General features: G+C 43.0%; 10 protein-coding genes and 1 riboswitch. Of the genes, 8 read left to right on the top strand and 2 right to left on the bottom strand.

The window, feature by feature from the left end; translation table 11 throughout:
• From SM121_RS07755 to SM121_RS07740, 4 genes are all read left to right on the top strand, one after another.
• Positions 1-861 (top strand): methionyl aminopeptidase, encoded by an 861-nt coding sequence (locus tag SM121_RS07755; RefSeq protein WP_003012160.1) that lies wholly within the window; start codon positions 1-3, stop codon positions 859-861.
• A gap of 82 nt (positions 862-943) precedes the next feature.
• Positions 944-1915 carry a YihY/virulence factor BrkB family protein gene (locus SM121_RS07750; protein WP_155125755.1) on the top strand — a complete coding sequence of 324 codons (972 nt, stop codon included), beginning with the start codon at positions 944-946 and terminating at the stop codon, positions 1913-1915.
• A gap of 253 nt (positions 1916-2168) precedes the next feature.
• Positions 2169-2633, top strand: coding sequence for a MarR family winged helix-turn-helix transcriptional regulator (locus SM121_RS07745; RefSeq protein ID WP_155125757.1), 465 nt, complete (start codon positions 2169-2171; stop codon positions 2631-2633).
• Positions 2630-3337, top strand: coding sequence for a B3/B4 domain-containing protein (locus SM121_RS07740; RefSeq protein WP_155125759.1), 708 nt, complete (start codon positions 2630-2632; stop codon positions 3335-3337). The genes SM121_RS07745 and SM121_RS07740 overlap by 4 nt, the downstream gene beginning before the upstream one ends.
• A gap of 24 nt (positions 3338-3361) precedes the next feature.
• Here SM121_RS07740 and SM121_RS07735 read toward each other — a convergent pair whose 3' ends face one another.
• On the bottom strand, positions 3362-3805 hold the full coding sequence (locus SM121_RS07735; RefSeq protein ID WP_003003648.1) for a GtrA family protein: 444 nt from the start codon (positions 3803-3805) through the stop codon (positions 3362-3364).
• A gap of 28 nt (positions 3806-3833) precedes the next feature.
• A riboswitch (PreQ1 riboswitch) is annotated at positions 3834-3940 on the top strand.
• Here SM121_RS07735 and SM121_RS07730 point away from each other — a divergent pair.
• From SM121_RS07730 to pulA, 4 genes are all read left to right on the top strand, one after another.
• On the top strand, positions 3938-4447 hold the full coding sequence (locus SM121_RS07730) for a QueT transporter family protein (RefSeq protein ID WP_155125761.1): 510 nt from the start codon (positions 3938-3940) through the stop codon (positions 4445-4447). It overlaps the preceding riboswitch by 3 nt.
• Before the next feature lie 85 nt (positions 4448-4532).
• Positions 4533-6491: an NAD-dependent DNA ligase LigA gene (gene ligA / locus SM121_RS07725; protein WP_320910790.1), complete on the top strand. Its 1959-nt coding sequence runs from the start codon at positions 4533-4535 to the stop codon at positions 6489-6491.
• 9 nt (positions 6492-6500) lie between these two features.
• Positions 6501-7463, top strand: a complete 963-nt coding sequence (locus SM121_RS07720; RefSeq protein WP_320910789.1) for a diacylglycerol kinase family lipid kinase — start codon at positions 6501-6503, stop codon at positions 7461-7463.
• 78 nt (positions 7464-7541) lie between these two features.
• Positions 7542-9851, top strand: coding sequence for a type I pullulanase (gene pulA / locus SM121_RS07715; protein ID WP_151379005.1), 2310 nt, complete (start codon positions 7542-7544; stop codon positions 9849-9851).
• Positions 9852-9903: 52 nt separating this feature from the next.
• Here the strand turns inward: pulA and SM121_RS07710 are convergent, their stop codons facing one another.
• Entirely contained in the window at positions 9904-12063 is a 2160-nt protein-coding gene (locus SM121_RS07710) for an LTA synthase family protein (RefSeq protein ID WP_320910788.1), read from the bottom strand.
• Positions 12064-12103 lie beyond the last annotated feature (40 nt).

Raw genomic sequence — 12103 nt, 5'->3', positions numbered from 1 at the left:
ATGATTACATTAAAATCACAACGTGAAATTGAAGCCATGGATCGTGCAGGAGATTTCCTTGCCAGCATCCATATTGGATTGCGTGACTTGATCAAGCCAGGGCTTGACCTTTGGGAAGTAGAAGAATATGTCCGTCGACGCTGTAAAGAAGCCAATGTCTTGCCACTTCAGATCGGTGTAGAAGGTAGTCTCATGGACTATCCTTATGCGACTTGCTGTGGTTTGAATGACGAAGTAGCCCATGCTTTTCCACGTCACGTCATTCTCAAAGATGGGGATCTCCTCAAGGTGGATATGGTCTTGTCTGAACCACTGGATAAGTCTGTTTTGGATGTTTCAAAATTAGATTTTGATAATGTGTCGCAAATGAAGAAATACACGGAGTCTTATAGTGGTGGCTTGGCGGACTCTTGCTGGGCTTATGCGGTGGGAAATGTTTCGCAAGAAGTCAAAGATTTGATGGACGTGACCAAAGAATGTCTCTATAAGGGAATTGAGAAAGCGGTCGTTGGCAATCGGTTGGGAGATATTGGTGCAGCGATTCAAGAGTATGCGGAAAGCAAAGGCTATGGCGTGGTGCGTGACTTGGTCGGACACGGTGTCGGACCTACCATGCATGAAGAACCAATGGTCCCACATTATGGTCGTGCTGGACGCGGTCTTCGCTTACGTGAAGGGATGGTCTTGACGATTGAGCCAATGATTAATACCGGTACTTGGGAGATTGATACAGATATGGAAACTGGTTGGGCCCATAAGACACTCGACGGTGGCCTTTCTTGTCAATACGAGCATCAATTTGTGATTACAAAAGATGGTCCAGTGATCCTGACTAGTCAAGGTGAAGAAGGAACATATTAAAACTAGAGAGGAAAGAATGGAGCTGAAGGCAAGTGTCTGGTTTCGCTCTTTGCTCTTTTTTAGTAAAATGGGGAGGTGACGAATGAAAAAGGTCCTACAAAAAGTACTGGGACAGCCATTTATAAAGGGCTTCGTGCGGTTTTATCAGAGTGCAGAGTCTGATATCACCAGCATTGCTGTAGCCTATTATTTGCTGATCTCTATTTTCCCTTTGATGCTGATTGCAGCCAATATTCTGCCTTACTTTCATATTCGTCCTACCCAGATTCTTTTGAGCTTACAAAAAGTCTTGCCAGCGTCCTTATATAGAATAGTGGCACAGATGATTTCGAGTGTCTTGACCAAACCGTCAACAGGCTTACTGAGTTTCTCGATTATTTCTGCTTTGTGGATCTTCTCTCAGAGCATTGCCTACCTCCAAAAAGCCTATAACAAGAGTTATGGGGTGGAAAAGGAGCGTGGTATTATCTGGGGGCGACTCTTTAGCTTTCTGATCAGTTTTGCCTTGCAGGGCTTGTTCGGACTCTCGCTGATCCTTTCCATGTTTGGGAAAATGATCGTTCGTTATCTCTATCAGACCTTTTCATTTGATCGGACGATTTATGTGCGCTTACTGAATTTGACAGAGCCGACCATCTATCTCTTGCTTTTTGTCAGTCTGGTCTTGCTCTATTACACCCTTCCAAATGTCAAAATTCCGAAATTTAGATATGTATTGCCAGGGGCGACCTTTGTTGTTGCAGTCCTGTATGCGATCTTGAATATCTTTTGGAAATATGTGGATCGTTATGTGAGTCATTTCTTAGATGCTCGTTTCTTCGGTTCGGTCGTCCTAGCGGTCATTATGTTCTGGTTCATCTTGGTAGCTAAAATCATGATTATTGGTTGTATTTTAAACGCTAGTATCCAGTTTGCTAGAGAAGCCAAGTTCCAAACACGCAATGGAGAAATTGTCTCCAAATTAAAAACAGAAGAAGTAGCCTTTCGGCATAAAGAAGCTTCACAAACATTAAAGCGACGGTTACGCTTGATAAAAAAAGATAAAAAGGAATAAGGGAGAGTGGGACAGAAATCGGTAATTCGTTAGAATTCGATTTCGTCGTCCCACCTCCGCACAGTTTAGTAGGGCTGTAAAAGCTGATGAGATCAGCGTAGTAGAGCCCACTCAACCACTGCGTCTTGCTCGACAATTCAAAAATAATTGAGAGGCTAGAACTTTTGTCCCAGCCTCTTTTTTTGTTATCTATTTTTGTTGCATTTGCAACAAAAATGTGTTATGCTATTGTCAATAGGAAAGGAGGAGTGAGATGAGTATTTTGCGTGAGATTGGCATCATTGCGCGAGCACTGGATTCTATAGCAAATATTGAATTTCGAGATTTGGATCTGGCGCGTGGTCAATACCTTTACTTGGTGCGAATTGCGGAGCAACCTGGAATGATTCAGGAAGAACTCTCTGAGCTCTTAAAAGTAGATCGCTCAACTGTTGCCCGATCCGTAAAAAAACTAGAAGAACGAGGCTTGATTCAACAGCGCCCAAGGGGTGAAAACCTCAAAACCAAGGAATGGGAATTAACTGAAAAAGGCAAGAAGATTTACCCCTTCATTTTAGGGGAGCATCTTTACTCTGAAAAAACTGCCTTAAAAGGATTTTCAAAAGAAGAAGTCTCACAGTTAGAGGAGTATCTCATCCGAGTTCGTGAGAATATCACCTTGGATTGGGAGCTAGTTAAAAAAGGTCAAAAAAGAAATTATAGTGAGGTAAAGCAATGAAAGTGACAGTCGATCAAGCTTTTTGGGATTTATTCCCAACAGCTAGAATTACAGTGATGTCCTTGTATGGCATTGATAATACAGTAGATGAAGCCAAGGATCCTTATTTCAAAGAATTGTTGGACAAGGGTGCCAAGCGAGCATGGGAATTTATCGATGAAGAAAACTATACCCAGAGTGAGTTCGTTCAAGAGTGGCGCCAAGCTTTTAGCAAGTTTAAAACAAAAAAAGGAGCCCGATCTTCCATCGAGGCACTCTTAAAACGGGTTCATCAGGGACGTGAATTCTATCCGATTAATCCTTTGGTGGATCTTTACAATAGTGTGTCTATGGCTTATGCCCTTCCTTGTGGGGGAGAAGATATGGATAAATTGGTGGGGGGACTCTCTCTAGGACAAGCGAAAGGAGGCGAACCTTTCTTTCCGTTAGGAGCTGAAGAAGATTCGCCAGCTTTGGAAGGGGAGATCATCTACTACGACCAAGAAGGAGCCGTTTGTCGTTGCTTGAATTGGCGTGAGGCTCAAAGAACCATGCTAACAGAAGATACCAAGGACGCTATCCTGGTTATTGAAGCCATCAATGAGGAGCAGGCCAAACGGGCTCAAACAGCCATGCAGGAATTGAAAGATCTAGCCAAGGATTATTTTGGGGTTGAAGGCACCATCTATCAATTAAGTGCAGAGCATGCAAGTATAGAAGTTTAAAAGAATAAGGCTGAAACAATCGTTTCAAGCCTTGTTTTTATTTTTAAAGACGAAGAGTTTACTAAAGACGTAATTGAGGACCACAATGGCCACTTGTGCAAAGAGGGTTTCGATTAGATTGATCTGGCTTTTGTTATTGTGGACAAATTGCCCGATAATTCCTGGGAATTGCTTGACAAAGATTTCTGTTAAGGCCATGTCCAGTATAAAGGTCCCAGAGCGCGCAATCGCAAATCGGATTAGGCGCTGAAACCAGCCTTTTCTCTCTTGCTTAAAGACGATGGTATCATTGGTCGCAAAGGCAAAAAGGATCCCAGCAATGTTTCCAATCGCTGTCGCTAATCGTTCATCACGAGACACATGATAGATGAAGAGGCGGGTTCCGACGGAAACAATGGTTGTTGCTACTCCAAAAAATAGATAAGATAAAATCTCATTATCAAAAAATCTTTTAATTAGTGTTTTCATAAATTTAGTCTACCATAAAACCTTAAAATATGCTATACTTGAAAGGTTGAAAAAATAAATTATTCAACCCTTGGTGCTTAAAATCCTTTCGCCAAGCATATTATACGCGGGAAAACCGCTAAAGGAGAATAAATGAAACAGTTAACTGCTCGTGATATGGCACAAATTGCCATTGTTGCCGCGATTTATATCGTATTAACGATTACCCCTCCTCTCAATGCCATGGCCTATTATGGCTATCAATTCCGTGTTTCGGAGATGATGAATTTCTTAGCCTTTTACAATAAGAAGTACTTGATTGGGGTGACTCTTGGTTGTATGATTGCTAACTTATTTAGTTTTGGATGGATCGATGTCTTTGTCGGTGGAGGTTCAACCTTTGTCTTCTTAGGACTTGGACTCATTCTATTTAGTCGTTTCAAAAACAAGTTCTTGTTTGACGGTCTTATTCGCTTGGACCATTTCTTGTTTTCGATTTTCTTTTCCATCTCCATGTTTACGATTGCCTTGGAACTTTATTACCTTCAAGGCCAACCATTCTTCTATAACTGGTTGACCATGGGATTGGGTGAATTTGCATCCTTGATTTTTGGAGCGATTGTGATCAATCAACTTTCTAAACGGATCGATTTTACAAAATAAGAAAAGGGAGCTTTGGCTCCTTTTTTTAATGCTAAGAATGCAGTAAATTCAAGGCTAAATTAAGATTTTATGATAAAATAAGAACATGAAAACCAGAATGAAAGAATTAGTGGAATTACTCAATCGTTATGCTTATGAGTATTACACAAAAGACGCTCCATCAGTTTCAGATAGTGAGTATGATCAATTATATCGGGAGTTGGTGGAACTAGAAACTGCTCATCCAGATGAGATCTTACCAGAGAGTCCAACTCACCGTGTAGGTGGGGTGGTTTTAAAAGGCTTTACCAAATACCAGCACCAGTATCCCCTTTATAGTTTGCAGGATGCTTTTTCGCGTGAAGAATTAGAAACCTTTGATCAGCGTGTCCGTAAGGAATTTCCTTCCATCAGCTATGTATGTGAGCTGAAGATCGATGGCTTGTCCATTTCCCTCACCTATGAAAATGGTGTCCTTGTAACGGGGGCAACACGTGGGGATGGTTCTGTCGGTGAGGATATTACAGAGAACCTCAAGAGGGTCAAGGACATTCCTTTGGTTTTACCAGAGCCAATGAACATTACTGTTCGAGGCGAGTGCTACATGCCACGGGCTTCCTTTGATCGGGTCAATCAGATCCGTCAAGAAAACGGCGAGCCGGAGTTTGCTAATCCGCGGAATGCTGCTGCAGGAACACTTCGCCAATTGGATACGACAATCGTGGCCAAGCGAAATCTCGCAACCTTCTTGTATCAAGAAGTGAGTCCAACTGATCAAAGCAGTCAGGAAGGCGTGCTTGAGAAATTAGCCCGCTTAGGCTTTGTCGTGAACCAAGAGCGAGTGCTGGCTGAGGATATGGAGCAAATTTGGGACTTTATCCAAAAGGTAGCTCAGCTTCGAGACGATCTTCCCTACGATATCGATGGGATCGTCATCAAGGTCAATGACCTAGCTGTTCAAGAAGAACTAGGCTTTACCGTAAAAGCCCCTAAATGGGCTGTCGCCTATAAGTTTCCAGCTGAAGAAAAAGAAGCGAAAATCCTATCGGTGGATTGGACGGTTGGACGGACCGGAGTTGTGACCCCAACTGCCAATCTAACTCCAGTCCAGCTAGCAGGAACTACCGTTAGTCGGGCAACCTTGCACAATGTGGACTATATTGCTGAAAAAGATATTCATCAGGATGATACCGTCATCGTCTACAAGGCGGGTGATATCATTCCTGCGGTCTTGCGTGTTGTTAAAGATAAGCGAGTCTCTGATCAAGCATTAGCCATTCCAACTCATTGTCCGAGCTGCCAGAGTGAGTTGCTTCATTTCGAGGATGAGGTAGCCCTTCGCTGTATCAATCCACTCTGTCCAGCGCAGATCAAGGAAGGATTGAACCACTTTGCAAGTCGGGATGCTATGAATATCACAGGCTTGGGTCCAGCTGTTGTAGAGAAACTCTTCGCCGCTCAGTTGGTAGAGGATGTAGCTGGGATCTATCGTCTGACAGTCGAGGATCTATTGACCTTAGAAGGCTTTAAAGAAAAATCTGCTGAAAAACTCCATGAAGCCATTCAAGCTTCAAAAGAGAATTCAGCTGAGAAGTTACTCTTTGGTTTGGGGATCCGCCATGTCGGTAGCAAGGTTAGTCAAATCTTGCTCCAAGAATTCCATGACCTCGATCAATTGGCTACAGCTGATCCAGAACGAATTGCCAGCATTGACAGTCTCGGTATGGTCGTGGCTGAAAGCCTCAAGCGTTATTTCGCACAAGAAGGATCCAAGCGCCTATTGCAAGAGCTTAAAGAAGCTGGTGTCAATATGACTTATCTTGGTGAAAAAGTCGCTGCTGATGCGGCCCTATCAGGAATGACAGTCGTTTTGACTGGGAAGCTAGAGCGACTCACGCGTTCAGAAGCCAAGGCAAAATTAGAAAGTCTGGGCGCTAAGGTAACTGGATCGGTTTCCAAAAAAACAGATTTGGTCGTTGCAGGTAGTGACGCTGGTAGCAAGTTAACCAAAGCACAAGAATTAGGAATCCAGGTAGAAGATGAGGCCTGGCTTGAAAGTTTATAGAGGATCTTTATGGTAGAACGAATCAAAAAAGCCCGTTTAATTTATAATCCGACCTCTGGGCAAGAAATTATCAAGAAAAATATTGCGGAAGTCTTGGACGTACTCGAAGACGTGGGCTATGAAACCAGCGCTTATCAAACGACTCCAGAACCATTTTCTGCCCAAAATGAAGCAGAAAGAGCCGCTAAAGCAGGCTTTGATTTAATCATTGCCGCTGGTGGAGATGGTACGATTAACGAAGTGGTCAATGGGGTCGCAGGTCTGGAAAATCGTCCGCAGATGGCCTTTATCCCGACCGGTACCACCAATGACTATGCGCGTGCCTTGAAGATCCCGATGGGTGATCCTGTGGCGGCTGCTCGCATTATCGAAAAGAATCAAACCATTCAGATGGATATTGGTCGTGCCTATGGCAGTAAGTATTTCATCAACATTGCTGCAGCAGGAACCATGACAGAATTGACCTTCAGTGTTCCAAGTAGTGTTAAATCTCGCTTGGGTTACTTTGCCTATGTGGCAGAAGCTGCTAAAATGTTGCCGCGAAACAAGGCTCGTAAGGTGCGGATTGAGCATGACAATGGTGTCTTTGAAGGGCCAGCGTCTATGATTTTCGTGGCTCTTACCAACTCGATTGCTGGTTTTGAAAGTGTCGCGCCAGATGCTAAGCTTGATGATGGGAACTTTACCTTGATTATCGTAAAAACTGCTAAGCTCTTTAACATGTTGTCCTTGATGATTCAGGCCATCAATGGAGGCAAGCATGTGCACGATGAAAATGTAGAATATCTCAAGACCAAGAAGTTGACGATCGAAATGCTAGGGAAAAATGCTCAACCATTCCGCATCAATCTAGATGGGGAATACGGGGGAGATACGCCGGTTGAATTGGAAGTCTTCCATAATCACTTGGAATTCTTTGCAAATATTGATGAAATCAACAACGATGCTTTGGTTCACACATCTGACGAATAAAAACAAAAAGTTGGAGTCCATTAAGTGTTTTACAAGCGGATGGTTCCTTCGGTATTAAATTGGAAATAGGAAAATGTTATGCGACAATACCATGTAAAGCTTCATTTTCATAAGCAAAAAGGAAATTATTTTGCCTATGATATGTGGCAATGGCAGGATCAAGTAGAAGGAAAATCAGTCTCATTCTCCAAGTTGGATTATTTTGGAGTAGAGGGAAATCTAATTTATGAGAGCGAAGAACCCTTGAACCGGGGCCATGTCTTGGTCAAAGAAGGGGATTGGCTCACTAAGACCCGTGATTTTGAAATCGAACTCTTACCAGAAGGCTATGTTCGAGAAGTGTGGATTCTCGATGGAGACGATACAGTCTATTATTCTTTGCAAGCTGCTTTGACGAGTCATGCATACAGCCATCGTCAGCCTCATGCCTACGATATGGCGATGCGCCCTAGAGAGTTTGATGCTAAATGGGCGTATCAAGGATGGCTCGGTCATCGGGAGGAAGAAGGGGAGCATTGCTTTAAACTGTGGGCTCCTACTGCTAAGAAAGTTGAATTGTTGCTTTATCAATCAACCGAGCTGGATGCGCCTATCTGGAAGAGTATTCCGATGACGCGCGGCAAACAAGAGTCTAGCTACCACCCAGAAAATACCCATGGTGTTTGGATTTTAGATTTTCTAGGAAATTTAAGTGGTATGGCCTATCAATATCGTGTGCATTTTGAACACCATACTCAAGTGACGCGCGATCCTTATAGCATTGCAACGACAGCCGATGGGATGCGCTCTGCCATTCTTTCAAGAGCAGATCGTCAGTTTGATTGGGGTCCTAAAAAAGGCGCCGATGCGACTCCTTGGCGCTTGGACAATCCTTGTCAAGCAGTGATCTATGAGATGCACCTTCGGGATTTGACCAAGTCACCGACTTCAGGTGTGGACGAGTCTTTGCGTGGGACCTATCTGGGAGCTTGCCAAGAAGGAACCGTCAATAGCCATGGTGATGCAACTGCCTTTGATTATATCCGTCAGTTAGGAGTCAATGTCGTGCAACTACAGCCCATTTCTGATCGCTTTAAACAGTACGACGAAGAAGGCCGGGTGACCTACAATTGGGGCTACGATGTTCAGAATTATTCTGCACCAGAAACTAGCTTTTCGACGGATCCATCCAATCCGAAACAAACCATGAAAGAGCTCAAAACCATGATCCGAGCTTATCATGAGGCAGGAATTTCTGTGGTCATGGATGTGGTCTACAATCATATCTATTCGACCGAGCATGGTCCTTTCCAAAATACAGTACCCGATTATTATTACCGGATGGAGCCAGATGGTCGCTTCCAAAATGGGACAGGTGTCGGGAATGAAACGGCTAGTGAGCATGAAATGTACCGCAAGTACATGATTGATTCCCTCACGCACTGGGTCAAGGAGTACCAGATCGATGGCTTCCGTTTTGATTTGATGGGCATTCATGATGTAAGGACGATGAATGCTATTCGGGAGGCTATGGACGATCTGGATCCTCGCATTCTTCTTTACGGAGAAGGTTGGGACATGGGAACAGGTCTCGCACCAGAGGACAAGGCTAAGAAAGACAATGCAGCGCAATTGCCAAGAATTGGATTCTTTAATGATACGGAGCGCGATGCCATTAAAGGGGCTGAGGTTTATGGTTCCATCAAACGTGGTTTTGTCAGCAGAAAATCAACAGAGAATATCGTTGCGCGTGCTGCTTTAGGTAGCGCAGAGCTTGGCAATTATTTAAGTCCCAATCAGGTCTTGAATTATGTGGAGGCTCATGACAATTATAATCTCTATGACTTGCTTCAGACCCTTCATCCGGATGAAGAAGTAGCAGGATTGGTCAAGCGCTCAGAGTTGGCTACAGCCATGAATCTGCTCTTTCAGGGCATGGCCTTTATGCAATTGGGTCAAGAGTTCATGAGGACTAAATTGGTAGCGACAGGTCCTGATGGTGAGATCACCCCTTTGGATCGTGAACAGGCCATGAATTCCTACAATGCTCCAGATTTTGTGAATCAGGTCAATTGGGATCTGGTCAGTCAGAACAAGGAATCAATTGCCTATATCCGAAGCTTAATCGCCTTGAAGACAAGTCTTCCTGTCTTAGCGCTTGAAAGCTATGATAAAATCTACCAACAAATCTTTATTCAATCTGCAACTGATACCAGTGGTCTTGTCATCTATGAACTTACAGGAAACAAGAAGTACTTGGTGATCTTCAACGCCAGCGGACTTCCATATTACCTCCAAAATTCAAATAAATTGAAATTGATGGTTGGGAATAGTCGTCATAAACGACCATTCTATGTGGAGAATTTAACAGCTTCTGTTTTTGAAGTCCTAGATGAAGATAAAGCGTAATCTTTTTAAAGAAATCACAAAATCCCTGAGTTTTTAAACTCAGGGATTCTTTTTATTTAGAAGAACTGCTACTGGTCTCTGTTGAGGAAGAACTATCGTCTTCTGGGTGCAATTCTTTATAAGTTGGTGCCTTGAAGAGATCAACGGTGGACTGGTTGCCACGTTGATGATAAAGGCTGGTTGATTTGTCACCTTTTTCCTTTTCAATCTTCTTCAATGCCTTGAAGGAATTGGTGTAGGAATAATCTTCTGGATTGACTTTTCCAAGATCATTGCCCTTGAAGAAGCGAAGGAGATCACCCGTTTGGATGCTATCGCTAATCCTCAATTGAAGGTTAGCAGCTTCTCGGATTTTATCCAGTTGTTCCTTGGTATTTTCATCTGGGTTGGTGATTTCCTCACCTGTTTTTGTGTAATAGGTCCGACCACTGTAACTCGTATACTCTGGAGTTACAAAGTAGTTAGCGGATCGGAAGGCTACGATTTGATCATGATCTGGTGAGAGCATATCTTGACCAACCTGGAGGAATTTGTTGGACTCAATACCCAGCAAGTGTTCCAAGGTTGGGAGCATATCAATTTCGCCACCAAAGGTATCAATGATTCCTCCTTTATCCATACCTGGAATGACTACCATATATGGCACTCGTTGCAACATGGCATTGTCATAGCTTGACCACGTTTCAGAGTTCTTGCCAAGTAGTGGAGCGAGAGCTGGGTTGCGAGAGTTTGAAATTCCGTAGTGGTCTCCGTAGAGGACGATGATGGAATTTTTGTAAAGACCAGATTCTTTCAGGTAATCAAAGAAGGCCTTGATCGAAGAATCTAGGTAGTTAGCGGTCGCAAAATAGCCATTGATGGTTTCGTCCTGTGTCTTAGCTAAAGGGAAGCCAAGATCATCTCCTGACAAGCTGGTTGTATAAGGATAGTGGTTGGAAACTGTAATGAACTTCGTATAGAAAGGTTGTTGCAATCTTTCAAGGTATTTGATGGAATCTTTGAGCATGTATTTGTCATTGAGACCATATTGGAAAGAATTACTGCTGTTTTGTTTGGTGAAGTAGCTGGCATCAAAGAAATAATTGTAGCCCCATTGTTTATAGGCTGTATTTCGGTTCCAGAAACTTCCAGCATTCCCGTGGAAAACAGCGCTCGAGTTGTAACCATTTTTTGAAAGAATAAATGGTGCAGCCTGTTGGGTATTGGTTCCACCATAGTTCACCATAAAGGAACCTTGGTTGAGTCCGAAGAGGCCTGTTTCAATCATGGTCTCAGCATCGGACGTTTTCCCTGCCTTGACTTGGTTAAAGACATTTGAAAAGGAAAAGGTTTCCTTTGAGTGGTAAAGTGAATTTAAGAAAGGTGTTACTTCATATTCTTTATCATCTACTTTCAACTTGTAATCGATCAAGAATTGTTGGAAACTTTCCAGGTGAATGTAGATGACATTACGGCCTTTAGCCATTCCAAAGTACTCAGGATTAGGCTTGGCATAATGCTGTTGGATATATTCTTCAACCGGTTTTAAATCTTCTTCGGAGGCTTTGGAACGCTCTTTGTTGGCAGCATAGGTCTGATTAGCGCTGTAACCCAGAAAGGCTGGTAAGCCTAAGGCACGGACGACATAGTAGTTTGAGAACCCACGAGTCAAAAGCTCAGGTCGGTCAATTTCTGCAAGGAAAAGGTTGGCCGAAAAGAGCATGGCAGATAAAGAGGTAACCGCAAAACTAGCTCGTTTATTGAAGGGACGATTGTCCATTCGAATCCATTTCTTAAAGAAGAAAAAAGCGAGAATCGGGAAATCTAGAATGTAAATCACATCCCAAGGGCGGAACAATTCTAGAGCCGCGGCTCCTAAACCAGCAGAAACCTTGCTAGAAGCCAACATGGTATTAACCGTTACAAAGTCTGTAAACTCTCGATAATAGATGGAGTTGGAAATCAACCAAATAAATAAGAGAAGATAGATCCCAAAGGCCAAACTATAAAAGAGCTTGGTTCGTTTGATATAGAGTGCTAGACCGATGAAGAGCAGACTGATCGGCAATGGGTTGATCACTGCTAGAAAAATCTGATACGGTCCCTGAATGTCTAAATTAAAATCAACTGAATAGGCCCACATGGTTTTGAACCAGTAGAGCAGCAGAAGGGTCAAGACAAATCCTAGTCTGGTACTCATGAAATTGAGTATCGAATTCGTAATTTTTTTCACAAAATGTTACTTCCTTGTCTTATTTCCTAAAAATTTTCAT

This window comes from Streptococcus sp. S1 (assembly GCF_034137685.1).
GTDB lineage: Bacteria > Bacillota > Bacilli > Lactobacillales > Streptococcaceae > Streptococcus > Streptococcus dentalis.
This window is presented reverse-complemented; position numbering and strand designations above follow the sequence as displayed.

Bases quoted from the DNA above. Each gene is read 5' to 3' on its own strand.
- pulA (WP_151379005.1), top strand. From the start codon at position 7,542: ATGCGACAATACCATGTAAAGCTTCATTTTCATAAGCAAAAAGGAAAT.
- SM121_RS07720 (WP_320910789.1), top strand. From the start codon at position 6,501: ATGGTAGAACGAATCAAAAAAGCCCGTTTAATTTATAATCCGACCTCT.
- SM121_RS07755 (WP_003012160.1), top strand. From the start codon at position 1: ATGATTACATTAAAATCACAACGTGAAATTGAAGCCATGGATCGTGCA.
- SM121_RS07750 (WP_155125755.1), top strand. From the start codon at position 944: ATGAAAAAGGTCCTACAAAAAGTACTGGGACAGCCATTTATAAAGGGC.
- SM121_RS07735 (WP_003003648.1), bottom strand. From the start codon at position 3,805: ATGAAAACACTAATTAAAAGATTTTTTGATAATGAGATTTTATCTTAT.
- SM121_RS07740 (WP_155125759.1), top strand. From the start codon at position 2,630: ATGAAAGTGACAGTCGATCAAGCTTTTTGGGATTTATTCCCAACAGCT.
- ligA (WP_320910790.1), top strand. From the start codon at position 4,533: ATGAAAACCAGAATGAAAGAATTAGTGGAATTACTCAATCGTTATGCT.
- SM121_RS07745 (WP_155125757.1), top strand. From the start codon at position 2,169: ATGAGTATTTTGCGTGAGATTGGCATCATTGCGCGAGCACTGGATTCT.
- SM121_RS07730 (WP_155125761.1), top strand. From the start codon at position 3,938: ATGAAACAGTTAACTGCTCGTGATATGGCACAAATTGCCATTGTTGCC.